Below are 25,733 nucleotides of genomic sequence, written 5' to 3'. Positions count from 1 at the left end.
AAACCCCCCACCCCCCCCCCCACCCCCGGCCGAAGGGGGGTGCGGCGCCGTTGCACTGCCAGGGCCGGGCCCGGCCCTGGGGCTCAGCGCACCGACGAATACGCCACCACGCCGCGCAGCACGCCGTCCACGGCCTTGCGGGCCGTACGCGCCACCGTGCCGCCGGGCGGGGCCGCCGCCGCGATCTGGCCGAGGACATCGATCAGCTGCTTGCACCAGCGGACGAAGTCACCGGCCGGCATCTCCGCCTCCCTGAGCACCTCGTCGAGGCCGAAGCCGGAGGCCCAGCGGTACGCGGCCCAGGCGAAGCCGAGGTCCGGCTCGCGCTGGCCGACGCCCTCCGCCTGGTTGATCCTGTGGTCCTCCTCCAGGGCGTCCAGGCGGCCCCAGATGCGGACCATCTCGCCCAGCGCGTCCCTGGCCTTGCCGGCCGGCAGCTTGGGAGCCACCGCATCGTCCGCCTGCCGTGCCTCGTACACCAGCGCCGAGGCACAGGCCGCCAGCTCCGCCGGGCCGAGGCCCTCCCAGACGCCCTCGCGCAGGCACTCGCTCGCCAGCAGATCCAGCTCGCCGTAGAGGCGGGCCAGCCGGCGGCCCTCGTCGGTGACCGTGTCGCCTTCGAGGTAGTCCAGCTCGGTCAGCAGGGCGCAGATCCGGTCGAAGGTACGGGCGATGGTGTTCGTCCGGCCCTCGATCCGGCGCTCCAACTGGCGGGTGTCCCGCTGCAGCCGGTGGTAGCGCTCGGCCCAGCGGGCGTGATCCTCGCGCTCGTCACAGCCATGGCAGGGATGCGCCCGGATCTCCGTACGCAGCCGGGAGATCTCCCGGTCGTCGGCCGCCACCGAACGGGGCTTGCGATGCCGCGACGGCACGACATGGCCGGCCTTCGTCCGCAGCGCGGACGCCAGATCGCGGCGCGACTGCGGGCTGCGGGCGTTGAAGGACTTGGGGATCCGCATCCGGTCCAGCGCCTCGACCGGCACCGGGAAATCGATCGAGGCCAGCCGCTTGACCTGCCGCTCGGCGGTCAGCACCAACGGCCGGGGGCCGTCCTGCGCGTCGAAGCCGCGATGGCCGTTCGTCCGTCCCGAGGGCATACCGGGGTCGAGGACCAGCGCGAGGCCCGCGTACTTGCCGGTCGGCACATGGATGACGTCGCCGGGCTTCAGCTTCTCCAGAGCCGTCGCTGCCGCCACCCGCCGCTGTGCCGCGCCCTGCTTGGCCAGCTCCGTCTCACGCTCCTTCAACTCCCGCCGTAGCCCGGAGTACTCCTCGAAGTCGCCGAGGTGACAGGTCATCGACTCGCGGTAGCCCTCGAGCCCCTCCTCGTTCTTCTGTACCTGCCGCGAGATCCCGACCACCGACTTGTCGGCCTGGAACTGCGCGAAGGACATTTCCAGCAGCTCCCGCGAACGGTGCCTGCCGAACTGCGAGACGAGGTTGACCGCCATGTTGTACGACGGCTTGAAGGAGGACCGCAGCGGATACGTACGTGTCCCGGCGAGCCCGGCCAGCGCGCCCGGGTTCATCCCCCGCTGCCACAGGACCACCGCATGGCCCTCGACGTCGATCCCGCGACGCCCGGCGCGGCCGGTCAGCTGGGTGTACTCGCCGGGCGTGATGTCGGCGTGCTGCTCGCCGTTCCACTTCACGAGCTTTTCCAACACCACGGACCGCGCGGGCATGTTGATGCCCAGGGCCAGCGTCTCGGTGGCGAAGACGGCCTTGACCAGCCCCTTCACGAACAGCTCCTCGACGACCTCCTTGAACGTCGGCAGCATGCCGGCGTGGTGCGCCGCGATGCCCCGCTCCAGGCCCTCCAACCACTCGTAGTAGCCCAGCACATGGAGGTCGTCGTCCGCGATTCCGGCCGTCCGCGCCTCCACTATGCGACGGACCTCCTCGCGGCCCTCCTGGTCATTGAGCCGCAGGCCCGAATACAGGCACTGCTGGACGGCGGACTCACAGCCGGCGCGGCTGAAGATGAAGGTGATCGCGGGCAGCAGGCCCTCGTTGTCGAGGCGGTCGATGACCTCGGGACGGCTCGGCGTCCAGATCCGGGCACGCTGGCGCCGCTCACGCTCGCGGTCCGCCTCGCGCAGATTGCGGCCCCGGCGCTTGTCCCGGCCGAACGTCGGCCGGCTGTTCTCCATCCGCGCCAGCCGCTCCAGATCGGGATTGACCTCGCGGCGGCCGCCGCTCTGGCCGTCCCGCTCCTCGAACAGGTCGTATATCCGGCGGCCCGCGAGGACGTGCTGCCACAACGGCACCGGCCGGTGCTCGGAGACGATCACGGCCGTGTCGCCACGGACCGTGTCCAGCCAGTCACCGAACTCCTCGGCGTTGGAAACCGTCGCCGACAGCGAGACCAGCGTCACCGACTCGGGGAGATGGATGATCACCTCTTCCCAGACGGCGCCACGGAAGCGGTCGGAGAGGTAGTGCACCTCGTCCATGACCACATAGCCGAGGCCGGCCAGCGACCGGGAGCCGGCATAGAGCATGTTCCGCAGCACTTCGGTGGTCATCACGACCACCGGAGCCTCGGAGTTGACACTGTTGTCGCCGGTCAGCAGACCGACCTTCTCGGGGCCGTAACGCTTGACCAGGTCCTGGTACTTCTGGTTGGACAGCGCCTTGATGGGCGTGGTGTAGAAGCATTTTCGGCCCTGCTCCAGGGCCAGGTGGACGGCGAATTCGCCGACGATCGTCTTTCCGGATCCGGTGGGGGCCGCGACCAGCACGCCCTTGCCGGCCTCCAGGGCCTGGCACGCCTCGACCTGGAACCGATCCAGACCAAAGTCGTACATTTCCCGGAAAGGGGCGAGTGCGGTGGCCTGCTCGGCCGCCCGGAGCTTGGCGGCGGCATAGCGCTCAGCAGGGGACATGTCCTCGGTCATCGTGTCTACGAGCCTACCGGCCGCCTCTGACAACGACCCGATCTTTATGTCGGCCCGTTACCGAGTGGGCTCCACCGGGTCGCACACTGCCACGTTGGCCTGGACCGGGGCGGATGCTTCGCGGCAGGAGTCGAAGTGGGTGCTTCGCGGCAGGAGCCGATACACGTTGTGTACCGCCGGGGCTGTTGCGGCTGCGGTGGTATGTGGCTGAAGGCGGGGCGAGGCTGTCGCTTCACGGTCGGGGCCGGTGGCCGGGACCGGGGCAAAGTCGCTTCGCGGCTGGGGCTGGTGCACGTTGCCGGTGGCCGGGGCCGGGCGCCCAGTCATCGTGAGTGGTGGGTTGGAGGGGACGCCCGGTAACCCGTCCTCGGCGCGGGCGGCTCTGGTCCATAGGAAAGGAGCCCCGGCGTTCGCTCCGGTCCTGCGGGCGGGTCACCGGACATCCCCTCCAACCGCCGCACGTTGGCGGCTCTCCCGCCGTACCCATGACCGTCACAACCCCCATCGGCAGGTCCTGGCAGGAACCGGCCAGACGCCGCGCCCGGGAGCCGCCAGCCACGCCGACCATCCCCGCCCCGGGCTTTGGGTCGGCCGGGGTCCGGCAGAGCACTGGGCGATGGCCGGACTCGACCCGCACCAGGACGTGTCAGGGCACTGGCCGGGCAGGAGGGACCGCAACCTCAGGTAGGGAACACGGCCGGCTCGGGCACGGGTGATGCTGGGCCGGACCAGGGCTTGTGGTCGGTGACGGACGGTGCCGCCGGGCTGCAGCCGGGGACGGGCTTAGGCCGGAGGGGATGTACCGGGGACCGCCCGCAGGACCGGAGCGAACGCCGGGGTGCCTTCTGCTCGTACCAGGGCCGCCCGCGCCGAGGACGGGCCCCGGTGCGTCCCCTCCGGCCCCCGAGGCAACCACCAACCCCGCACGCCCCCGGCCCCCACCGACCCCACGCCCCCCACGAAACCCACGCCCAATGCGCCGGCCCCCACGAACCGGACGGCCAAACGGGAACCACACCCAGTACACCGGCCCCCACCCCACCGGAGGCCACACGAAACCCCACGCCCCCACCCCCACCAGCCACAAGGGCACAAGCCACACACAGCCCACCCAAGCAAACGACCCCCGGGCTCAAAGAGCACAGGGGCCGTCCGCACACAACCAGGGCGCCGGATGACGCCGGGTAACCAAGCGTCACGTAACGTCGTCGTAGCCACCGGGACGTCGCGATTCGCTGTCGGCCGCGTCACCGCTCGCCTGCTCCGGCAGCATCCGGCCGGAGGAGACCGACTCGATCTCGCCGACCGCGGAGGGTGCCAGATCGAGCTCAGAGGCCTCGTCGTCGCTCAGCCCGGCATCGGGATTGCCCCGCTTGCGGCGGCGGTCGTTGAACAGGCAGATGCCGACGGCACCGAAGTACAGCACCACGATCGGAGCGGCCAGCAGCCCCATGGTCAGCGGGTCACCGGTCGGGGTGGCGATGGCCGCGAAGACCGTGATGCCCAGCACCATGAACCGCCACCAGCTCAGGATCCGGTGCCCGGTCAGCACCCCTCCGAAGTTGAGCAGCACCAGGAGCAGCGGCAGTTCGAAGGCGAGACCGAAGACCACGATCATGCGCGTGACGATGTCGAAGAAATCGTCGGCAGGGAAGAAGTTGGCCCAGTCGTCAGGGGTCAGGCCGACCAGGGCACCGGCCGTGGTGGGCAACACCGCGTAGGCAAGGTAGGCGCCGGCGAGGAAGAGCGGTACTCCGGCGCCGACGAAGCTCAGCGCGTACTTCTTCTCGCTCCTGTGCAGACCTGGCGCGAGGAAGGCCCAGAGCTGGTAGAGCCAGACCGGGCTGGCGCCGACGACGCCTGTCGTGAGGGACAGCTTGAGCAGGATGGTGAACGGTGCCAGCAGGCCGTTCGCCGTGACCTGCGCACACGGGTGATCGCGCGGGGTGGTGGCCGTGGTACCGCGGGGACAGCCGACCGTGTCGATCACCGGCCCCGTGATGAAGTGGGCGATGGCGTCGTACTGCCACATCGCGATGGCGGTGATCACACCCATCGCCAGCACCGACTTCAGCAGCCGGTTGCGCAGCTCACGCAGATGCGCCGCGAGCGGCATCCGCCCCTCGGGGTCCTTCTCCTGCTTGCGGGCAGACTTCGGCAACCCACGTCCTCGTCTCGTGCGTCAGCCTGTCCCGAAACGGATCGGTGCGGCTGGATCGGTTCGGCTCAGCTCTGGTTGGTGCGGTGCGGCTCGGCCACCGGGCGCGAGCTGTTCACATCACCGGGAGCTGCCTGAATCGTGCGAGGAGCCTGCTGCGCGGCGTCGGCGGGCGCTTCGGACGTGGTGCCGGTCGTGGCACCGTCCGTCTCACCCTCCTTCTTCATCGCCTTGGCCTCACTCTTGAGGATGCGGGCCGACTTACCGAGCGACCGCGCCATGTCAGGCAGTTTCTTCGCGCCGAAGAGCAGCACAATCACGACGAGGATCAGGATGATCTCGGGGGCCCTCAGGTTGCTGAGCATCTGCGACTACCTTCTCGCCGGGGCGGCGTCTGCTGTGGTGCCTGCCGATAGTGGTCGGACTGGCGTCCTGGTGCTAGCTCGATCGTAACGTTCGGTGGTGAACGCCGGGCAATCCCCTCACATACTCCCGATTGCCTCGACCGCCGCGCTGTCTGAACCGCGGATGCAGCGTACCTCTCCGCCCAGCCCCGCAGCAGAGGGCCGACGCCCTGGGCCACCTCTTCAGTCCCTGCCGGTCTCGTGCGTCCGGGACGCGAGCGGAACGGCCGCCCGCTCCAGGTCCTCGGCGGCCCGCTGGATCCGCTCCGAGGACGCACCGACCTGACGGGCCAGCCGCCGCACCTCGGCGAAGACCCGGACGGCCAGGACACCGAGCACGGCGATCCCGGCGAAGCCGAGGGCGATTGCGATCATGGGCCAGAGCATGGGGCGAGCCTATCCGTCAGCCCGTGTGCAGCCGCAGCGTGCGGACCCCGCCGCCGGTGAGCAGCTCGATGATCCGCTCGCCGGCCGGTTTGCGCACCGCACGGCGGCAGTCGGGGCAGGTGAAGGAGTAGAACGTGGTGCGGCTGCTGGCGCCGATCGCCAGCCGGAAGGCCTCCGAGGCCAGTTCGAAGCGGCCCCGGCAGTCCGGGCAGGCCGCTTTGAAGAGCACCGGAGCGGTCGTGCCCGCCAGGGCGGTGGTCGCCATCGTGGTCGTCATCCTTCGCTGCCTCCTCCTTCTCCCCCCGCGGAACGGCGCGCCGCCCGGTTCGCCGCGTTCACTCGCCGTACGCCGCGAGCGCCTGGTCGGCGGCCTGCCGCGCACTGTCCGCGAGCTCCTGCGGCGCCACGATCCGCCCGTCGCGGCCCAGTCGCAGCGCCAGCCGCCGCAGCGAGGCCGGGTCGGGGGTGCGCAGGGTGATGCGCAGTCCGCCGTCGGGGAGCTCCTCGGCGCTGTCGTGCGGGTAGTACTCGGCGACCCAGCGGCCACCGGGCCCGACCTCGATGGACACCTCGGGGTCCTCGGCCGCGGGCTGCACCAGTCCCTCCGACAGATCGCGCAGCTCGACCGGCGGCGGGTCGGACGGGGCGTCCAGCAGCTTGATCTCGGCGACCCGGTCGAGCCGGAAGGTCCGCCGGGCCTCCGAGAGCCGGCACCACGCCTCCATATAGGTGTGGCCGACGGCGAACAGCCGGATCGGGTCGACCTCGCGCTCGGTCAGCTCGTCGCGGGCCGGGGAGTAGTAGCGCAGCCACAGGCGGCGCCGCTCGGCGATGGCGCGGTCCACGTCGGCGAAGACCCCGCCCTCGGACTCGAAGGTCACCGACAGCCGGGCGCTGGCGCCGGCCGCCTCTCCGGCCGCCGCCTCCAGCTTGGCGGTGGCACGCAGCAGCGCCTGCCGGTCGCCCTCGCGCAGCCCGGGGAGGGTGGCCACCGCGCGGGCCGCGACCAGCAGGGCGGTCGCCTCGTCGGCGGCCAGCCGCAGCGGCTCGGCGACATCGTCGGGGTTGTGCCACCAGATGCGGTCGCCGTCGGTGTCGATGTCCAGGAGGTCGCCGCCGCGGAAGCTCGTACCGCACATCGGCAGGACGTCGAGGTCGGCGATCAGCTCGTCCTCGGTGATGCCGAAGGCGCGGGCGACATCCCCGACGCGGGCGCCGGGGCGCTCACGCAGATAGGTCACCAGGGACAGCATCCGGCGGGTCTGGTCGATCGCGTTCGTCGCCATGGTCTCGTATCCCTCTCAGCCCTTGGCCACGGCACGCAGCCGGTCGATGACCTCGGCGCGCAGTTCCGCGGGTTCCAGTACGACCACATCAGGCCCGAACTCCACCAGCCAGGCGTCGAGTCCATGGCCGCTGGGGATCTCCAGCTCGTCCCAGCCGCCGCCCAGCTCGCGGACGCTGAGCGCACGGGCGCGCAGCGGATAGCCGTGCTCGGCGCGGAGCTTGATCCTGGCGGTGCCGGTCGCGGTCTCGCCGGCCCAGCTCTCGACGGTCTCGCGGACGGTGACGTGATCGGGCACCGGCGCGGTGAACGCCCCTTGCCGGGAACGGACCTTGCCGGTGATCCGGGAGAGCCGGAAGACCCGCTCCGCCTGTCGCTCGCGGTCCCAGCCGGCGACGTACCAATGGCCCCGCCAGCATTCGAGGATCCACGGTTCGACCTGCCGCTGCTCGGGGCGGGCGGCATTCGACTTGTGGTAGTCGAAGACGACCGGGCGGCGGTCGCGGCAGGCCAGCATCAACGGCTCGAAGGCGGCTTCATGGGCGGGGATACGGGGTTCCAGAGCGCTGTGCGGCTGCCCGGCGTCGTAGTCCGGGCCGTCCCCGAGCGGCATACCGGCCGCGCGCAGCTTCTGGAGCGCACCGCTGGCGGCACCGGCCAGCCGGGCCTGCTGCCAGATCTTCGCGGCGAGCCCCAGGGCGGCGGCCTCCTCGGCGTCCAGCGTGATCGGGGGCAGCCGGTTGCTGTCGCGGCGGGCGAGATAGCCGATGTCGCCCTCGATGCCTTCGACGGTCTCGATGACCAGGCCGAGCTCGCGCAGATCGTCCTTGTCGCGCTCGAACATGCGGTTGAAGGAGTCGTCGCTGTTGGCCTCGATATAGGCCTCGATGGACGACCTCAGCTCACGCTTGGTCAGCGGGCGTCGCGTCCCCAGCAGGCACAGCGCCAGATTCATCAGCCGCTCGGCCTTGGCAATGGCCATCGACGCCCTTTCTCGTTGAACTCCCGATCGTTGACCGTACCGCTCGGGGAGGTCAGGGCAAAAGCCGGACGGGTAAGCCCTCCCTCCCTTCATCCGCCCGCAGGGCCGGAAGGGAACGAGGGCTTACCCGTCCCGGGGCCCGTGCCATCGCGGCACCGGCCCCGGAATACGTCAGCAGCGGGCGCGCACGGCGACCGGCAGCGGTCTCAGACGGAGACCAGGTCGCAGACGAAGATCAGCGTCTCGCCCGGGGCGATCCGGCCGCCGCCGGCGCCGCGGTCGCCGTACGCGAGGTGCGCGGGGATGGTCAGCCGGCGACGGCCGCCGACCTTCATGCCCTGCACGCCCTGGTCCCAGCCGGCGATGACCTGGCCGGCGCCCAGCTGGAACTGCAGCGGCTTGCCGCGGTTCCAGCTCGCGTCGAACTCCTCGCCGGTGCTGAACGACACGCCGACGTAGTGGACGGAGACGGTGTCCCCGGCCTTGGCGACCGGCCCGTCGCCCTCCGTCAGGTCCACGACCTCGAGCTCGGTGGGAGCCGGGCCCTCAGGAAAGTCGATCTCGGGCTTGTCGATGCTCACGAATGTGCTCCTACTTACGAATCTTTACGATTACCGGGCCAGTCTTGCAGATCTTGTAGGTGCCGCCGTCAGACCGTGCCGACGATGTCGACCGAGAAGACCAGAGTGTTCTTGTCCAGCCCGCTCTGCGGGTTCCCGCCGTAGGCCAGCTTCGGCGGAATCACGATCTCCACCCGGTCACCGACGTGCTTGCCGACCAGCGCCTTGTCCCAGCCCGGGACGACGCTCCCGGTGCCGATCTGGAAGGCGGTCGCGCCACCGTGGTCCCAGGACGAGTCGAACTTCTTGCCGTCCTCCCACTTCACACCGGTGTACTGCGCGATCAGCCCCTCGCCCGCCTTCACCTCGGGGCCCTTGCCCTTGATCAGGACCTGCTCCTTGAGGCCCGTGGGTGCCTTCTCCCCCTTGGGAATGGTGATCTTCGCGGCCTTCTCGTCCGCGGCCGTCACCTCGGGCATCCCGCTCTCCGGCGCCGCCTGCTCGCCCTCGACCTTCGCCTTCTTGTTGATCTTCTTCGCGCCGACCACATCGATGACCCACACCAGGCCGTCCGACGGCTTGATACCGGACTTCGGGTTCAGGCCCGCACCGATCAGCGCCTTGGCGGTGCCCTCGACCTCGAAACGGCTGCCGACCTTCTGCCCGGCGACCGCGGACATCACCTTCGGCGGCAGCATCTGCTGCGTCGGCTGGTCGGAGACCTCCCCGACAACCTGGGTGCGCGGGCCTCCCGGCTTGGCACCGGGCCGCGGCGCCCAGCTGCTGCCCAGGTTCTGACCCTTCATCGACTTCGCCGCGAAGTCCAGCCGGACCACATCGCCCTTCTTGACCGTGGCGCCCTTGCCCTCGACGAGGGTCTTGGTGACGACCTTGTCGGACGGCTTGGCGCCCTTGGGCACCGTAATCTTGGGCTCTGCCCCTGCCTTGCCCTCGACCTTGACGACGGCATCGCCCGACGTGCTCTTGCTGTCCTCGGACCCGCAGGCGGCGGTGAACAGCAGGATGGGCACGGTCAGCGCAGCGGCGGCGGCGCGACGGGTGTTCTTCGTGAGGTTCATTCGACCAACTCGGGCTCGTGGGGTGGGTGGGCAATGCCTGCCACTCTACGACCTGACCCGCCGGAGGATTCTCAGCACAACACGGCAATGTGCCGGGAGCTTCCGCTCCCGGCACACCACCGCATTCCCCGCGGGTCACATACCTGCGATCAGCTTCTCCACCCGGTCGTCCACCGAGCGGAACGGGTCCTTGCACAGGACCGTGCGCTGCGCCTGGTCATTCAGCTTGAGATGCACCCAGTCCACGGTGAAATCACGGCGCTGCTCCTGCGCCCGGCGAATGAAGTCACCACGCAGCCTGGCGCGAGTGGTCTGCGGCGGCACCGACTTGCCCTCGAAGATCTTCAAGTCGTTGCAGATCCGCGCCGCTTGCCCCTTCCGCTCCAGGAGGTAGTAAAGCCCCCGGCGGCGGTGGATGTCGTGATACGCGAGGTCTATCTGCGCCACCCGAGGGTGGGACATGGTGATGTTGTTCTTTGTGCGATAGCGCTCGATGAGCTGATGTTTCATCACCCAGTCGATCTCGGTGGAGATACGGTCGAGATCCTCGTCCCGGATGGCCTCGAGCGTACGGCCCCACAGTTCGAGGACCCGCTCGACGGTGCCCGTACGGATTCCGCGACGGTCGCAGAAATCCACGGCCTTCTCGTAGTACTCCTGCTGGACTTCGAGCGCCGATGCCTCGCGCCCACTGGCCAGCCGCACCTTGCGCTGGCCCGTAATGTCATGACTGACCTCACGGATGGCCCGGATCGGGTTCTCCAGCGTCAGATCCCGCATGACCGTGCCCGCCTCGATCATGCGCAGGACGAGGTCGGTGGCGCCGACCTTCAGCATCATGGTCGTCTCGGACATATTGGAGTCACCGACGATGACATGCAACCGGCGATAACGCTCGGCATCCGCATGCGGTTCGTCGCGGGTATTGATAATCGGCCGGGAACGGGTCGTCGCCGACGAGACACCCTCCCAGATGTGCTCCGCACGCTGGCTGACGCAGTAGACGGCGCCCCGCGGAGTCTGCAGCACCTTGCCCGCGCCGCACAGCAGCTGACGGGTGACGAGGAACGGAATGAGGATGTCCGCGAGCCGGGAGAACTCACCATGGCGGGCGACGAGGTAATTCTCGTGACACCCGTAGGAGTTTCCCGCCGAATCGGTGTTGTTCTTGAAGAGATAGACGTCGCCCGCGATTCCCTCCTCATGCAGGCGGCGCTCGGCGTCGACGAGCAGGCCTTCGAGAATGCGCTCGCCGGCCTTGTCGTGAGTGACCAGTTCGGTCACGTTGTCGCACTCGGGAGTTGCGTATTCCGGGTGCGAACCCACGTCCAAGTACAGGCGGGCGCCGTTCCGCAGGAAGACATTGCTGCTGCGGCCCCATGACACGACACGGCGGAAGAGGTACCGCGCCACTTCGTCAGGCGACAGTCGGCGCTGTCCCCTGAACGTGCACGTGACGCCGTACTCGTTCTCCAGCCCGAAAATGCGGCGGTCCATGACTGAACATTACGCCTGATGCCCTGCTCTGAAACCGGGTTCGACGGCCTCGTTTCGATCATTTTCCGCCGGGGCCGCATCCGCCGTACGCAGCACGGGATCCCCGAGAAATCGCTTCGTCGACAAAAGGACGAGCAGCGCGGCGAGCCCACCGGCGCCGGCCACCGCGAAACCCGCCACCGCGCCACCGTTCTCCACGGCCGGACCCACCACCGATGCGCCCACCGCCGACCCGACACCGAACGTCGTCACCAGCCAGGAAAACGCCTCCGTCACCGTGCCCTGGGGCGCATGACGGTCCACCACCACGAACGCACAGGCCAGGGCCGGCGCCAGGAACACCCCCGCGACACCGGTCAACGCCGTCATCCCGACGACACCCGGCACCAGCACCAGTGGCAGATACCCCAGCGCCAGCAGGCCGATCAGCAGCCGCAGCCGGCTCTCCGGCCGCCCCGGCCACTCGCGGGCGCCGTAGACGAGGCCACCGGCCAGCGCGCCGAAACCGAGCGCGGACAGCAGCCAGCTGGAGACCATCCCCCCGCCGTGCTCATCGGCGTACGCCACCGCCGCGACCGCGATCGACCCGAGCGCCAGCCCCACGAAGAAGAACGCCCCGATCAGCACCAGCATCCCGGCCGAGCGCAATGCCCCCAGCCAGTGCGCCTCACGCGGCCCGCTGCGCCACCGCCGGGACGGCTCGGAGACGACCACGGAGAGCGCTCCGAGCACCCCGAGCAGGTTGATCACCAACAGTGCCGCCCCCGCCGACCAGGCCGCCACGCACAGCGTCACCAGCAGCGGTCCCACCGCGAACATGAGCTCCTGCGCCACCGCGTCCAGCGCATAGGCGGCGTGCACCCGGTCCGCGCGCTGGAGGACCCCGGGCCACAGTGCCCGCAGGCCACCCTCCAGGGGCGGGGTGAAGAAACCGGCGATCACCATGGCGGCGTAGGCCAGCCACAGCACGTCCAGGCCGACGGCCGCGAGCAACGCCATACCGAGCGCCGAGAGCACCGAGGCGGGCAGCATCACTCGCGGCTGGCCCCAGAGGTCCACCGCCCGGCCCAGCAGCGGCTGGCCGATGGCGTTGCAGACGCCGTAGACCGCGGAGAGCGCGCCGGCCAGGGCGTAGCTGCCGCCCTCGGCGCGCACGAAGAGCACCACGGCCAGCGCCGCGGTGGCGTTCGGCAGCCTGCCGACCAGAGTCCCCGTCAGGAGCCGGGCCGCGTGCCGGGTTCTGAGCAGCTCCGCATATCCCGCGGCCATCCCTGCCCCTTTCCCGCCCGGACCGGCCGGACGTGTTACGTATAACCTGTGCCGTTATACGTACCATGACCTTCACCCGCAGTCCACCCCGCAACGGCCGAACGCGAGGAGCGAAACACCCGGTGACCAGCAACGAGACCACCACGCCCGGCCGGCGCCCGGCCGGCGGCCGCACGACCAGCCGGGACGTGGCCCGCGCCGCCGGGGTCTCCCAGGCCACCGTCTCACTCGTCCTGGGCGACAAATGGCACGGCCGGGTCTCCCCCGCCAAGGCCGAAGCCGTCCGCACCGCCGCCCGCGAGCTGGGCTACCGCCCCAACCTCGCCGCCCGCAGCCTGCGGATGGGCCGTACCCGCACCGCACTCCTGGTCGTCCCCGCCCTGACCACCGAATTCTTCGCGCGCGTCTACACCGGCGCGGCCCGGGTCGCCGCCGACCACGACTTCGGAGTGGTCCTCTACCCCTCCCCCGAGGGCATCGGCCCGGCCCGCGACCCCTTCGACTCCGCCGCGGCCACCCTGGACGGCGTGATCGCCTCCTCCATGGCCGCCGAGGCCCTCACCGCGCTCCGCGACGCGGACCTGCCCCTGGTCATGCTGGACAGCGACCCCGACGACGACCGGGCCACCGCCACCGTCAACCTCGACATCGCCGACGGCGTACGACAGTTGACCACCCATCTGACGGCCCTGGGCCACCGCCGCATCACCCACCTCGCCGCCGATGTGGACTCCTGGACCTTCGAGCTACGCGCCCGCGCCGTCACCGAAGCACTGGAGGGCATCCCCGGCGCGGTGCTGCGCCGGCAACCGGCCGCCCTCGGCGTCGATGCCGGGCTGCACGCCGCACACGCCGCCCTGACCGCCCCCGGTCCCCGCCCCACGGCGCTGCTCTGCGACGACGACATCATCGCCGCGGGCGCCTGCAAAGCCGTTCGCCGACTGGGCCTGCGGGTCCCCGAGGACGTCTCCGTCACCGGCTTCGACGACCTGGCCCTGGCCCTCGCCGTCGAGCCGGAGCTGACGACCGTACGACTGCCCGCCGAGGAGTTCGGCGAAGCCGGGATGCGGGCCCTCATGAGCGTGCTCGACGGCCGCCCGGCCGAGGCCCCCACCCTGCCGGTCGAACTGGTCACCCGCGGCTCCACCGCCCCGCCCGCAACCGCCCCCGCAAACGCAGCGCGCCCCGGCGGGCAGTGAGCCACCGGGGCGCGCGATCGGGGCACACAGCCCCTCAGCAGTACGTCAGAGCAGGGGCTCCCCTTCGGGGCCGTCCTCGCCCGAAGCACCCTTGCTCTTGCTTCCGTTGTCCTTGCTTCCGTTGTCCTCGGAGCCCTTGCCCTTGTCGCCGGCTGCCTCGGCGGTGGTCCCGGACTCCCCGGCACCGGCGCCCTCATCGGCGTCCGCGTCCCCGGCGGCCGCTCCACCGCTCTCGTCCAGCAACCGGGACAGCTGCCGGCCCAGGATCCGCTTGAACTTGCGCTGCTGCGGGCGCGTACGGTCCAGCGTCGCGACCTCCAGCTGCTCGGCGGTCAGCGTGCGCTCACCGCCGTTGTTGTCGCGCGACAGCGACTCCATCGCCAGCTTGAGCGCCTCGGCCAGCGTCATACCGTCGCGGTGGCGTTGGTCGAGATAGGTGCTGATCTGGTCCGCATTGCCGCCGACGGCCACCGAGCCGTGCTCGTCGACGATCGAGCCGTCGTGCGGCAGCCGGTAGATCTGGTCGTCCTCGGCGGCCGCGCCCACCTCGGCGACGATCAGCTCGACCTCGTACGGCTTCTCGGCGGCGCTGGAGAAAATCGTGCCCAGCGTCTGGGCATAGACATTCGCCAGGCCCCGCGCGGTCACATCCTCACGGTCGTAGGTGTAGCCCCGCAGATCGGCGTAGCGCACACCGCCGATCCGCAGATTCTCGAACTCGTTGTATTTGCCGACCGCCGCAAAGGCGATCCGGTCATAAATCTCGCTGACCTTGTGCAGGGCGCGGGAGGGATTCTCGGCGACGAAGACCACGCCGTCGGTGTACTGCAGCACCACGACACTGCGGCCCCGCGCGATGCCCTTGCGGGCGTACTCGGCACGGTCGGCCATGGCCTGCTGGGGTGAGACATAGAACGGCGTCGACACCGGCTATCCGTCCCTTCCTGTCAAAAGCTCTCTCGGTAGCTGGGGGAGCATTGCGGAACATCCGTCCCGTCAGAGCAGCGCGGCGCGCGGGCCGTCGGGCTGTTCGAGGCGGCGTTCATGCACGGCACGGGCGATCTCCGAGACCTCGTCCTCGGTGAGCCTTCTGAAGCCGTCTTCGGTGATCACCGTGACGATGGGGTAGATCCTCCGCGCCATATCGGGTCCGCCGGTCGCGGAGTCGTCGTCAGCCGCGTCATAGAGCGCCTGGACGACAGCGGTGGCGGCCTGCTCCTCCGTGAAATCTTCCCGGAAGAGCTTCTTCAGCGCGCTGCGCGCGAAGACCGAGCCGGAACCCGTCGCCGCGAAGCCGTGCTCCTCCGAGCGCCCGCCGGTCACGTCGTACGAGAAGATGCGGCCCTTCTCGCGGTCGAGGTCATAGCCGGCGAACAACGGCACCACGGCCAGGCCCTGCATGGCCATCCCCAGATTGCTGCGAATCATCGTCGACAGACGATTCGCCTTGCCCTCCAAGGAGAGTTGGGCACCCTCGACCTTCTCGAAGTGCTCCAGCTCCAGCTGGAAAAGCTTGACCATCTCCACCGCGAGGCCCGCCGTACCCGCGATGCCGACCGCCGAATACTCGTCGGCCGGGAAAACCTTCTCGATATCACGCTGCGCGATGACATTGCCCATCGTCGCCCGCCGGTCGCCGGCGAGCACCACGCCTCCGGGGAACCCCGCGGCAACGATCGTCGTGCCGTGCGGCGCCTCAATGGCACCCTGCACCGGCGGCAACGGGCGGTTGCCCGGCAGCAGGGCGGGCGAGTGCTCGCCGAGGAAATCCATGAAGGACGAGGATCCAGGCGTCAGGAAGGCAGCTGGTAGACGCCCGGTGCTTCGAGTATTGGCTTCCACACGATTCCTTCCAGATATGCGATCGCCCCCGAGCGTGGCGCCGGGGACATCCCTCAACTTGCCGAGTGCCGAGTCGCAGTTGAAGCACAGTACGACTCGGACCTTACCCGTATCGCGGTCGTGATCCACCTGCCCGGGCACCGGCCCGGGGCGGATCGCGAACTGCTCCTTGCTCACTGCGTCACGCCCGGTCACGACGGTGCCGCGGGGCACCGGGCCGGCAGCCCCTCGCAAGCGGAGCCGTTCCGGTGCCCTGCGGTGTACCGAGCGAGTGCGCCGCGGGTGACCGGGTGCCCGTGGAGGACCGGCCGGCAGCGCACGGAATCCTTCGCCCGTACGCCCGTCCCGCGCCGAAATGCTTTTCCGGACGGGCGCCACGCGGCGGCCCTGACGGTCGTCGGGCCCCCCGCCTGTCGCCCGAAGGCCGCGCACGGTCAGGCTTTCCCGCACCGCGCGCAACGCTTCGGCCCCCCTGAATCGAGCACGTCCGGGTCGCTCTACTCCCCGCCCTTTTGCACGAAGCTTCGAACGAAATCCTCGGCGTTCTCTTCGAGTACGTCATCGATTTCGTCCAGGACGGAATCCACGTCGTCCGACAACTTTTCCTGGCGTTCCTTGAGGTCCTCCGAAGCCTGCGCGTCCTCGGTCTGTTCCTCGACCTCTTCGGTGGAACGCGTGGCCTTGGCCTGTCCGCCGCCGCTGTCCTTGGTCGCCATGTCCCTCACCCCGCTCGGTTCGCCCCGCTCGATGTGACCTTCAAGATCCGACCCTACAAGCAGGGTCCGACATCGGCCCTGCACTTGGTGCAAAGCCCGGGAGTCACCTCGATGATTCCCGCACCGCGACGATTTCAGCCGCGGATCGGCTGTGGATCGTGACGAATTCTGTCGTGCACCTGCCGAAGCTCAGCGGCCGGACAGCGTCCTCACCAGCTCCTCTGCGGTACGGCAGCGGTCCAGCAGCTCCTTCACGTGCTTACGGGTCCCCCGCAGTGGCTCCAGCGTGGGAACCCGTTGCAGGGAGTCACGTCCGGGCAGGTCGAAGATGACCGAATCCCACGAGGCGGCCGCGACATCGTCCGCGTACTGCTCCAGGCAGCGACCGCGGAAGTAGGCCCTGGTGTCCTCTGGGGGCTTCTGCTCGGCCCGCTGCACCTGTGGCTCGTCCAGGAGCCGCTTCATCTTGCCGCGGGCCGCCAGACGGTTGTACAGGCCCTTCTCGGGCCGTACGTCGGCGTACTGCAGGTCGATGAGGTGCAGTCGCGCCGCGTCCCACTCCAGGCCGTCGCGGCGCCGGTAGCCCTCCATCAGCTCCCGCTTGGCGACCCAGTCCAGCTCACCGGACAGGCTCATCGGATCGTTCTCCAGCCGGCCGAGCACGTCTTCCCACCGGGTCAGGACGTCCTTGGTCTGCTCGTCCGCATCCGCTCCGTAGCGGTCCTCGACATATTTGCGGGCCAGCTCGAAGTACTCCATTTGGAGCTGTACGCCGGTGAGCGTGCGGCCGCTGCGGAGCGTGATCAGATGTTGCAGGGTCGGGTCGTGCGAGACCTGATGGAGGGTGCGGACGGGCTGGTCGACGGCCAGGTCGACGGCGATGAAGCCGTCCTCGATCATGGAGAGCACCAGCGAGGTGGTGCCCAGCTTCAGATACGTCGAGATCTCGGAGAGGTTCGCGTCCCCGATGATCACGTGGAGCCGGCGGTACTTCTCCGCGTCCGCGTGCGGTTCGTCGCGGGTGTTGATGATGGGCCGTTTGAGGGTCGTCTCCAGCCCGACCTCCACCTCGAAGTAGTCGGCGCGCTGGCTGAGCTGGAAGCCGTGATCGTGGCCGTCCTGGCCGATACCGACCCGTCCGGCGCCGGTGACCACCTGGCGGGAGACGAAGAACGGCGTCAGGTGCCGCACGATGTCCGAGAAGGGGGTCTCCCGCTTCATCAGGTAGTTCTCGTGCGTCCCGTAGGAGGCGCCCTTGTTGTCGGTGTTGTTCTTGTAGAGGTGGATGGGCTGGGCGCCGGGGACCTGGGCGGCCCGTTCGGCCGCCTCGGCCATGATCCGCTCGCCGGCCTTGTCCCACAGCACGGCGTCACGCGGATTGGTGACCTCGGGGGCGCTGTACTCGGGGTGGGCGTGGTCGACGTAGAGCCTGGCGCCATTGGTCAGGATCACGTTGGCCAGGCCGATGTCCTCGTCCGTGAGCTGGCTGCCGTCCGCATTTTCGCGTGCGAGGTCGAAGCCGCGGGCGTCACGCAGCGGGTTCTCCTCCTCGAAATCCCAGCGGGCACGGCGTGCCCGGTGCATCGCGGCCGCGTAGGCGTTGACGACCTGGGACGAGGTGAGCATGGCATTGGCGTTCGGGTGGCCGGGGACGGAGATCCCGTACTCCGTCTCGATTCCCATTACTCGCCGTACGGTCATGCGGCCCTCCTTGCCCGGCGACGCCCCCGGATGGGGTCGGCGCTCAAGTACCGCTGCGCTTCCGGTCCGTGTGCGTGCCCCACGCCCGCACAGCGTGACGCAGCGGTACCGAAGAGCCTAGAACGCCTTTGCGGCGCTGTGGAGATCATTACAGTCATTGCTCCAGTCCGGTTTTCCCTGGTCCACCGCGCCCTTATGGGGTGCGGCTCTGGCGCCCCCGGAAAAGCGTCCGGCTGCGGACGCCCCGTGCAGGACATCCGCAGCCGGAGAGCGGTGTTACAGGTATTGGCCGGTATTCGCCACCGTGTCGATGGAGCGACCGGTGTCTGCGCCCTGCTTTCCGGTGACAAGCGTACGGATGTATACGATCCGCTCGCCCTTCTTTCCGGAGATCCGGGCCCAGTCGTCCGGGTTGGTGGTGTTGGGCAGGTCCTCGTTCTCCTTGAACTCATCCACGCAGGCCTGGAGGAGGTGGGAGACGCGAAGCCCCTTCTGATTGTGTTCGAGGAAGGCCTTGATGGCCATCTTCTTTGCGCGTCCTACGATGTTTTCGATCATCGCGCCGGAATTGAAGTCCTTGAAGTAAAGGACTTCCTTGTCACCATTGGCGTAGGTGACCTCCAGGAAGCGATTCTCCTCGGATTCCGCGTACATCTGCTCAACGACCGATTGGATCATCCCGCTGACCGCGGCCTTCCGCGAGTCTCCGTGCTCGGAGAGATCGTCGGTGTGCAGCGGCAGACGCTCCGTGAGGTACTTGGAGAAGATGTCCTTGGCGGCCTCCGCGTCCGGACGCTCGATCTTGATCTTCACGTCGAGACGGCCGGGGCGCAGGATCGCCGGGTCGATCATGTCCTCGCGGTTCGAGGCACCGATCACGATCACGTTTTCGAGGCCCTCGACGCCGTCGATCTCGGAGAGCAGCTGCGGGACGATGGTGTTCTCCACGTCCGAGCTGACACCGGACCCCCGGGTACGGAAGAGGGAGTCCATCTCGTCGAAGAAGACGATGACGGGGGTGCCCTCGCTCGCCTTCTCCCTGGCGCGCTGGAAGACCAGGCGGATGTGCCGCTCCGTCTCACCGACGTACTTGTTGAGCAGCTCGGGGCCCTTGATGTTGAGGAAGAAGCTCTTCCCCGCGGGCTGCCCGGTCACCTCGGCGACCTTTTTGGCAAGGGAGTTGGCGACGGCCTTGGCGATGAGAGTCTTGCCGCAGCCCGGCGGGCCGTAGAGCAAGACGCCCTTGGGCGGGCGGAGTTCGTGCTCCTTGAAGAGGTCGGGGTAGAGGTACGGAAGCTCGACCGCGTCCCGGATCAGTTCGATCTGGCCGCCCAGACCGCCGATCTTGGTGTAGTCGATGTCCGGGACCTCTTCGAGGACGAGTTCCTCGACCTCGCTCTTCGGGATGACTTCGTAGACGTAGCCGGAGCGGGGCTCGAGGAGCAGGGCGTCCCCGGGCCGGATGGTGATGTCCAGCAGTGGCTCGGCGAGCCTCACCACTCGTTCCTCGTCGGTGTGCCCGATCACCAGGGCGCGCTCGCCGTCCTCAAGGATCTCCTTGAGGGTGACGATGTCGCCGGCGCTCTCGTACCTCATGGCCTCGACCACGTTGAGCGCTTCATTGAGCATGACCTCTTGGCCACGCCTGAGGTCCTCGGTCTCCACACTGGGGCTGACGTTCACCCGGAGTTTTCTGCCTCCGGTGAAAATGTCGACCGTGTCGTCCTCGTTCGCCTGCAGGAAGACACCGAAGCCGGCCGGCGGCTGCGCGAGCCGGTCGACCTCCTCCTTGAGCGCGACGATCTGGTCGCGGGCCTCGCGGAGAGTATTGGCGAGACGCTCGTTCTGCGCCGAGACGCCGGCCAGGTTGGTCTGCAGCTCGACGATCCGCTCTTCGAGAATCCTCGTGTGACGCGGAGAGTCGGCGAGCTTGCGTCGCAGGACGGCGATCTCCTGCTCGAGATAGGCAACCTGACCGGCGGGATCTTCAGACCCTCGCCCCGGCCGGATGCCGCGGTTGATGTCGTCGTCGTGGGCTGCCACGGTCCTCACCTCCTCCAAGGAGCTGGACGCTTCCTGACCCTACCTGGGCCGGTGCAGGTTGAAACCCCTAGATCGAAAAGACTGTCGGGGTGTGTCCGATCTTCACCCTTGCGCACGTCCTCACGCCAAGGGAATACCCACCCAACAACATCGGAAAGCGAGCGGTTGTATCGTCGAGTCGGTCAACACCCGTCAGGGCTGGCGCCACTTAGGCAAAAACGGTTCACGTACGCAGGAACGGCAGGCGAGATGACCGCGCAGGACGAAGCCCCAGAGCTGGAAGTGTGGATCGACCAGGATCTGTGCACCGGGGACGGCATCTGTGCGCAGTACGCGCCGGAGGTCTTCGAGCTCGACATCGACGGGCTGGCTTATGTGAAGAGCACCGATGACGAGCTGCTGCAGGACAAGGGCGCCACAACGCCCGTCCCGCTGAAGCTGCTCAATGACGTCCGGGACTCCGCGAAGGAGTGCCCCGGGGACTGCATCCACGTCCGCCGCGCCAAGGACCTCGTCGAGGTCTACGGCCCGGACGCGGAGTAGCCGGTGCGGCGCGGAACGCGTCGGCCGGGCACATCATGTGACCGGTTACACACGACCAGTACTCATGGCCGCGGGGGGTTCGCTCTGAACGAACTTCCCGCCCTTCCATTGCCACTTGACGCTCTTGTGCACGTCCGGGCAGCAGCGCGGAACGTCGAGCGTGGAGTAGCCCAGGAGGGCCGCTGAGATCGCGCCATCCTTGATGGTGAGGGTTTGGACGCTGCGCTGCCGGGCGGGCGCGAGGAGTGTCGCCACGATGCGTGGAGCGGCCTTGGCCTCGGTCGGCTGCGCCAGGACGTAGACGCCGCTGGGCGGGGTGCCGGTCCCGCTGTGACAGCGGACCACCGCAACGGTCTCGGTCGTCCCGTCGCCGTCGAGGTCGCCGGAGGCCTTCTTCACCACGTCGAGGCGGTTGGGCCCGCAGTCGACCGGAAAGGTCACCCTGCTCGGGTCAGGGGCGGCCGTGAGGCGGTGGCCGGACGTGGCATCGGGGGAGGTCGTGGCCTTGGCGTCGGGGGGCTGGATGAAGGACGCGGCCGCGACGACCGCCGAGACGGCAGTGGCGGTGGCGAGCCAGTGCATGGGGCGCGGCTGGGTGTGCATGAGGTCCTGGCCTGCCATGGGCTGCACGCGGGGTAACTCCTGTGAAGTGCTGTACCGGTGGGAGTGCCCAGCATCGTTCCACAGGAGGGTGCGCCAAGGAACCGGCCGGGCCGGAGTTTTCCGTGCAGATCCGGTGGTGGAAACGAAGGGGCGCCGCCGGCGGTTCCCGGTGCGGGAACTCGTCGGCGGCGCCTGATGGTTCGATGGCCGGATCCGGGCGGTCAGCCCTGCTCGGCGGAGCTGTCTCCGGAGGCGGCTGCCTGGTCCTTGGCGGGGGCGGCGGCCGCGGCTGTCTCCCGGCCGCCCGACGCGGCTGCTTCCCGCCCACCCGACGCGGCTGCTTCCCGCCCACCCGACGCGGCTGCTTCCCGCCCACCCGGCCCTGTGTAGTCCTCGCCGTAGGCGCCCTTGGCGGGGCGGCGGCGGCGCAGCGGGGGCTCGACGCCGTCGGCGAGGCGGCGGGCGGTCAGCAGGAAGCCGGTGTGGCCGATCATGCGGTGGTCGGGGCGGACGGCGAGGCCCTCGACGTGCCAGGTGCGGACCATGGTTTCCCAGGCCGACGGCTCGTTGAAGGTGCCGTGCTCGCGGATCGCCTCGACGGTGCGGGCCATCTGCGTCGTCGTCGCGACGTAGGCGCAGAGGATGCCACCGGGGACCAGGGCCTTGGAGACGGCCTCCAGGCACTCCCAGGGGGCGAGCATGTCGAGAATGACGCGGTCGACGTCGGCGTCGGAGAGGTTGTCCTGGAGGTCACCTACGGTGAGCGTCCATGCGGGGTGCGGGCCGCCGAAGTAGCGCTCGACGTTCTGCGTGGCGATCTCGGCGAAGTCGGCGCGGCGCTCGTAGGAGTGCAGCATGCCGTCGTCGCCGATGGCGCGCAGCAGGAAGCTGCTGAGCGAGCCGGAGCCCACACCGGCCTCGACGACGCGGGCGCCGGGGAAGATGTCGGCCATCGCCAGGATCTGCCCCGCGTCCTTGGGGTAGACCACGGCGGCGCCGCGGGGCATGGACAGGACGTAGTCGGGGAGCAGCGGGCGCAGCGCGAGGTAGGCGACGTTCCCGGTGGTACGGACAACGCTGCCCTCGGGAGCACCGATCAGCTCGTCGTGGGGGAAAGCTCCCTTGTGGGTGTGGAAGCTTTTTCCCTCTTCGAGCGTGAAGGTGTAGTGGCGTCCCTTGGGATCGGTGAGCTGGACCTGGTCCCCGACCTTGAAGGGCCCGCGACGGCGGGCGGCACCGGTCGGTTCGGACATGTGACCAGCCTACCGGCCCGTTGGGACGCGGCGGACCAGTGGGCGGCCCGGAGGCGGCCGGCGGGGGGTCAGGGCTTACGGGCCATGGCGGAGACGAAGGCCCGCTCGACGTCGGCGGTGGACAGCACGCCGTAGATCTCACCGGTCTCCTCGACGACGAGGTACTCGGTGGCGGGGGTGGCGCGCAGGTACTCCAGGAGGTCCTCACCGGCGAATTCGGCGGAGACCCGCATGCCCTCCTTGAGGTCCTGGGCGAGGGTGCCCACGAAGACCCAGGGGCGGCGGTGGTCGGGGACGCCGACGATGGCTGCCTCACGGACGAGGGCGGTGGGGGTGCCCTGGCGGTCGACGACGACCAGGGCGCGGGCCCCGGAGTCATTGGCGCGGCGCAGCGCCTCGGAGAGCGGGGTGTCGGCCTCGACGGGTACGGCGCGCCGGGTCAGGGTGCGGGCGGTGAGGTCGGGGAGCCGTTCCCGGAGCCGGGCCATGCGCAGGCTGTTGCCGGCGCCGGTCCAGATGATGGCGGCGAGGATCGCGGCGAGCAGGGCGTCGGTGAGCGAGTCGGCGCCGCCGATCTCGGGGCGGGCGGTGCCCAGGACGCCGGTGTGGGTGAGCAACGGCAGGCCGATGAGGACGGTGACGGCGAGCGCGCGGCCGACCCAGGCGGCGGCGATGGTGCCGCTCATGGGCCTGCCGGTGATCTTCCAGACGATGGCGCGCAGCATCCGGCCGCCGTCCAGGGGGAGGCCGGGCAGCAGGTTGAAGATCGCGACGATGAGGTTGGAGATCATCAGGCCGGCCACCAGGACGCCGGGGACGGTGCCGGGTTCGACCAGCTGCATCCCGGCGTAGAAGACCCCGGCGAGGGCGAGCGAGAGCAGCGGGCCGACGAAGGCGAGGATGAACTCCCTGCCGGGGGTCTCGGTCTCCTTCTCGATCTCCGAGACGCCGCCGAAGAACTGCAGCTGGATGCGCCGTACGGGGAGTTTGAAGCGGAGCGCGGCGACGGTGTGGGCCAGCTCGTGGACGAGCACCGAGGCGTAGAAGGCGACCGCGAAGAAGAGCGAGACGAGGTAGCGGGCGGCGCCGAGCTCGGGCAGTACGCGCTCCAGCTGGCCGCCGAAGACCCAGGTGATCAGGGCGGCGACGAGGAACCAGCTGGGGGCGACGTAGACCGGTACGCCGAAGGGACGGCCCATCAGGATGCCGCCGCCGCTGCCCTTCTTCCTGCCCGGTGCGGGTGCCTTGGGCTCCTTGCCGTTCTTGGGCGGCTCGGGCGGCTCGGGCTGCTCGGGCGGCTGGGGCCGCACGGACTCCTCGGGGTCCTGCGACTTCCCGCTCTCGTCCACGGCGTCCCCTCATCGAATACGGCATTCGCCCCTGCTCGGCCTGATATCCCGATCAGACAGGGCGCAGGGGTCCAGGCTCGATGGTATGCGGAGTGCCCTGCCCCGATCCGCTGCGGGGCCCTGCGCCGGTGACCCGTCCGCGCTTGTCAGTGGCGGGCCGTAGGGTTTTGTGGCATGGGATGGAGCACGGAGCAGGCCGAGGCGGGCACACAGGGTGGGGAAGCCGGGTCCGGCGGGGAGGCTGCCGGGGCGCAGGCGCGGAGCGAGGTGCAGCCGCGGCCGCCGGTGGCACTGTCGCCGTCGCGGGCGAGCGATTTCATGCAGTGTCCGCTGCTGTACCGCTTCCGGGTGATCGACAGGCTGCCGGAGAAGCCGAGCGCGGCGGCGACGCGCGGCACGGTCGTGCATGCCGTGCTGGAGCGGCTCTTCGACGCTCCGGCGGCGGAGCGTACGGCCGTCGAGGCGCGGGCGATGGTGCCGGGCGAGTGGGAGAAGCTGCTGGCCAAGCGGCCGGAGCTGGCAGAGCTGTTCGCGGACGACGCGGAGGGCGAGCGGCTGGCGCAGTGGCTGGCGGAGGCCGAGGCGCTGGTGGAGCGGTGGTTCTCGCTGGAGGATCCGACGCGGCTGGAGCCGGCGGACCGTGAGCTCTATGTCGAGACGGTGCTGGATTCGGGGCTGCGGCTGCGGGGGTTCATCGACCGGGTCGATGTCGCGCCGACGGGTGAGGTGCGGATCGTCGACTACAAGACCGGCAAGGCCCCGCGGCCGCAGTTCGCCGAGGGCGCGCTGTTCCAGATGAAGTTCTATGCGCTGGTGGTGTGGCGGCTGCGCGGTGTGCTGCCGCGACGGCTGCAGCTGGTCTATCTGGGCAGCGGCGATGTGGTGACGTACGACCCGGGTGAGGCCGATCTGCGGGGCGTGGAGCGGAAGTTGCTGGCGCTGTGGGAGGCGATCCAGCTGGCGACGGCGACCGGTGACTGGCGGCCGCGGCCGACGAAACTGTGCGGCTGGTGCGACCACCAGGCGCACTGCCCGGAATTCGGCGGTACTCCCCCGGTGTATCCGCTCCGGGTCCGCCCGCCGGAGGGCGGCGGGGTGCCGCAGGGCAGAATGGGAGACATCTAGGCGCTGATCGCCCGGACAGGCCTATCAAAGGAGAGCTCGTGGCCATCCGCGTCCTGCTGGTCGACGACCAGCCCCTGCTGCGTACGGGATTCCGGATGATTCTGGAGGCGGAGCAGGACCTGGCAGTCGTCGGGGAGGCCGGTGACGGTCTGCAGGCGCTGGAGCAGGTGCGGGCCCTGCAGCCCGATGTGGTGCTGATGGACATCCGGATGCCGCGGATGGACGGCGTCGAGGCGACCCGGCAGATCACGGGTCCGGCGAAGGACGGCCCGGCGAAGGTGCTGGTGCTGACGACCTTCGACCTGGACGAGTATGTCGTCGAGGCGCTGCGGGCGGGGGCCAGCGGCTTCCTGCTCAAGGACGCGCCGGCCAACGAACTGGTACAGGCGATCCGGGTGGTGGCGGGCGGCGAGGCGATGCTCGCGCCGAGCATCACGCGCCGGCTGCTGGACAAGTACGCCGGGCATCTGCCGTCGGGCGAGGAGCCGGTCCCGGACACCCTGCACACCCTCACCGAACGCGAGGTGGAGGTGCTGAAGCTGGTGGCGCGCGGGCTGTCGAACGCGGAGATCGCCGCGGATCTGTTCGTGAGCGAGACGACGGTGAAGACACATGTGGGGCATGTGCTGACGAAGCTGGGGCTGCGCGACCGGGTGCAGGCGGCGGTGTACGCGTACGAGAGCGGGCTGGTGCGCCCCGGCGCCCAGTAGCCGGGCGGCCGCTGACAGCCCGTCACGCGCACGACGGCGGGGCCGGACCGGGTTTTGGCGGTGCCGGCCCCCACACGTGTTACACAGTACGGTCACGCCACGGACAACAATGATATAACACAGAAAAG

Annotated in this window: 23 protein-coding genes; 4 read left to right on the top strand and 19 right to left on the bottom strand. The window is 69.5% G+C overall.

Features of this window, described 5'->3' with window-relative positions:
- Nucleotides 1-83: 83 nt before the first annotated feature.
- The 11 genes from ACWGI6_RS17445 to ACWGI6_RS17395 form a co-directional block, all read right to left on the bottom strand.
- Nucleotides 84-2,900, bottom strand: coding sequence for a DEAD/DEAH box helicase (locus ACWGI6_RS17445; RefSeq protein WP_453268313.1), 2,817 nt, complete (start codon nt 2,898-2,900; stop codon nt 84-86).
- Between the two features lie 1,195 nt (nt 2,901-4,095).
- Complete coding sequence (gene tatC / locus ACWGI6_RS17440; RefSeq protein ID WP_453268312.1) at nt 4,096-5,061, bottom strand: twin-arginine translocase subunit TatC; 966 nt, start codon at nt 5,059-5,061, stop codon at nt 4,096-4,098.
- A gap of 65 nt (nt 5,062-5,126) precedes the next feature.
- Nucleotides 5,127-5,423, bottom strand: a complete 297-nt coding sequence (gene tatA / locus ACWGI6_RS17435) for a Sec-independent protein translocase subunit TatA (RefSeq protein ID WP_393909521.1) — start codon at nt 5,421-5,423, stop codon at nt 5,127-5,129.
- 222 nt (nt 5,424-5,645) lie between these two features.
- Nucleotides 5,646-5,849, bottom strand: coding sequence for a hypothetical protein (locus ACWGI6_RS17430; protein ID WP_393909522.1), 204 nt, complete (start codon nt 5,847-5,849; stop codon nt 5,646-5,648).
- Nucleotides 5,850-5,865: 16 nt separating this feature from the next.
- Nucleotides 5,866-6,126: a hypothetical protein gene (locus ACWGI6_RS17425; protein WP_453268311.1), complete on the bottom strand. Its 261-nt coding sequence runs from the start codon at nt 6,124-6,126 to the stop codon at nt 5,866-5,868.
- A 58-nt stretch (nt 6,127-6,184) separates the two neighbouring features.
- Entirely contained in the window at nt 6,185-7,135 is a 951-nt protein-coding gene (locus ACWGI6_RS17420) for a helix-turn-helix transcriptional regulator (RefSeq protein ID WP_393909524.1), read from the bottom strand.
- 15 nt (nt 7,136-7,150) lie between these two features.
- Nucleotides 7,151-8,116 carry a helix-turn-helix transcriptional regulator gene (locus ACWGI6_RS17415; protein ID WP_453268310.1) on the bottom strand — a complete coding sequence of 322 codons (966 nt, stop codon included), beginning with the start codon at nt 8,114-8,116 and terminating at the stop codon, nt 7,151-7,153.
- 206 nt (nt 8,117-8,322) lie between these two features.
- Nucleotides 8,323-8,697 carry an FKBP-type peptidyl-prolyl cis-trans isomerase gene (locus tag ACWGI6_RS17410; protein ID WP_393909526.1) on the bottom strand — a complete coding sequence of 125 codons (375 nt, stop codon included), beginning with the start codon at nt 8,695-8,697 and terminating at the stop codon, nt 8,323-8,325.
- Between the two features lie 68 nt (nt 8,698-8,765).
- On the bottom strand, nt 8,766-9,755 hold the full coding sequence (locus ACWGI6_RS17405; protein ID WP_453268309.1) for an FKBP-type peptidyl-prolyl cis-trans isomerase: 990 nt from the start codon (nt 9,753-9,755) through the stop codon (nt 8,766-8,768).
- A 135-nt stretch (nt 9,756-9,890) separates the two neighbouring features.
- Nucleotides 9,891-11,252, bottom strand: a complete 1,362-nt coding sequence (pafA, locus tag ACWGI6_RS17400; RefSeq protein WP_453268308.1) for a Pup--protein ligase — start codon at nt 11,250-11,252, stop codon at nt 9,891-9,893.
- Nucleotides 11,253-11,261: 9 nt separating this feature from the next.
- On the bottom strand, nt 11,262-12,521 hold the full coding sequence (locus tag ACWGI6_RS17395) for an MFS transporter (RefSeq protein WP_453268307.1): 1,260 nt from the start codon (nt 12,519-12,521) through the stop codon (nt 11,262-11,264).
- Between the two features lie 122 nt (nt 12,522-12,643).
- On the opposite strand from ACWGI6_RS17395, the gene ACWGI6_RS17390 reads away from it, so the two are divergent.
- Nucleotides 12,644-13,720: a LacI family DNA-binding transcriptional regulator gene (locus ACWGI6_RS17390; RefSeq protein WP_453268306.1), complete on the top strand. Its 1,077-nt coding sequence runs from the start codon at nt 12,644-12,646 to the stop codon at nt 13,718-13,720.
- 45 nt (nt 13,721-13,765) lie between these two features.
- Here ACWGI6_RS17390 and prcA read toward each other — a convergent pair whose 3' ends face one another.
- The 5 genes from prcA to arc all read right to left on the bottom strand — a co-directional run bounded on the left by prcA (nt 13,766) and on the right by arc (nt 20,022).
- On the bottom strand, nt 13,766-14,647 hold the full coding sequence (prcA, locus tag ACWGI6_RS17385) for a proteasome subunit alpha (RefSeq protein ID WP_453268305.1): 882 nt from the start codon (nt 14,645-14,647) through the stop codon (nt 13,766-13,768).
- A 69-nt stretch (nt 14,648-14,716) separates the two neighbouring features.
- Nucleotides 14,717-15,739, bottom strand: a complete 1,023-nt coding sequence (gene prcB / locus ACWGI6_RS17380) for a proteasome subunit beta (RefSeq protein ID WP_453268304.1) — start codon at nt 15,737-15,739, stop codon at nt 14,717-14,719.
- A gap of 320 nt (nt 15,740-16,059) precedes the next feature.
- Nucleotides 16,060-16,278 carry a ubiquitin-like protein Pup gene (locus ACWGI6_RS17375; protein WP_159747643.1) on the bottom strand — a complete coding sequence of 73 codons (219 nt, stop codon included), beginning with the start codon at nt 16,276-16,278 and terminating at the stop codon, nt 16,060-16,062.
- 189 nt (nt 16,279-16,467) lie between these two features.
- Complete coding sequence (gene dop / locus ACWGI6_RS17370; protein WP_453268303.1) at nt 16,468-17,979, bottom strand: depupylase/deamidase Dop; 1,512 nt, start codon at nt 17,977-17,979, stop codon at nt 16,468-16,470.
- 276 nt (nt 17,980-18,255) lie between these two features.
- Nucleotides 18,256-20,022 carry a proteasome ATPase gene (arc, locus tag ACWGI6_RS17365; protein WP_453268302.1) on the bottom strand — a complete coding sequence of 589 codons (1,767 nt, stop codon included), beginning with the start codon at nt 20,020-20,022 and terminating at the stop codon, nt 18,256-18,258.
- Between the two features lie 249 nt (nt 20,023-20,271).
- Here arc and ACWGI6_RS17360 point away from each other — a divergent pair, with 249 nt between their 5' ends.
- Complete coding sequence (locus ACWGI6_RS17360; protein WP_393909535.1) at nt 20,272-20,565, top strand: ferredoxin; 294 nt, start codon at nt 20,272-20,274, stop codon at nt 20,563-20,565.
- A 45-nt stretch (nt 20,566-20,610) separates the two neighbouring features.
- On the opposite strand, the gene ACWGI6_RS17355 is transcribed toward ACWGI6_RS17360, so the two are convergent.
- From ACWGI6_RS17355 to ACWGI6_RS17345, 3 genes are all read right to left on the bottom strand, one after another.
- Nucleotides 20,611-21,186 (bottom strand): hypothetical protein, encoded by a 576-nt coding sequence (locus tag ACWGI6_RS17355; RefSeq protein WP_453268411.1) that lies wholly within the window; start codon nt 21,184-21,186, stop codon nt 20,611-20,613.
- A 203-nt stretch (nt 21,187-21,389) separates the two neighbouring features.
- On the bottom strand, nt 21,390-22,421 hold the full coding sequence (locus ACWGI6_RS17350; protein ID WP_453268301.1) for a tRNA (adenine-N1)-methyltransferase: 1,032 nt from the start codon (nt 22,419-22,421) through the stop codon (nt 21,390-21,392).
- A 68-nt stretch (nt 22,422-22,489) separates the two neighbouring features.
- Nucleotides 22,490-23,770: a site-2 protease family protein gene (locus tag ACWGI6_RS17345; RefSeq protein ID WP_453268300.1), complete on the bottom strand. Its 1,281-nt coding sequence runs from the start codon at nt 23,768-23,770 to the stop codon at nt 22,490-22,492.
- A gap of 174 nt (nt 23,771-23,944) precedes the next feature.
- Here ACWGI6_RS17345 and ACWGI6_RS17340 point away from each other — a divergent pair, with 174 nt between their 5' ends.
- Nucleotides 23,945-24,895 (top strand): RecB family exonuclease, encoded by a 951-nt coding sequence (locus ACWGI6_RS17340; RefSeq protein ID WP_453268299.1) that lies wholly within the window; start codon nt 23,945-23,947, stop codon nt 24,893-24,895.
- Nucleotides 24,896-24,933: 38 nt separating this feature from the next.
- Nucleotides 24,934-25,605 carry a response regulator gene (locus ACWGI6_RS17335; protein WP_020929992.1) on the top strand — a complete coding sequence of 224 codons (672 nt, stop codon included), beginning with the start codon at nt 24,934-24,936 and terminating at the stop codon, nt 25,603-25,605.
- Nucleotides 25,606-25,733: the final 128 nt, after the last annotated feature.

This window comes from Streptomyces sp. NPDC054786 (assembly GCF_053611685.1).
This window is presented reverse-complemented; position numbering and strand designations above follow the sequence as displayed.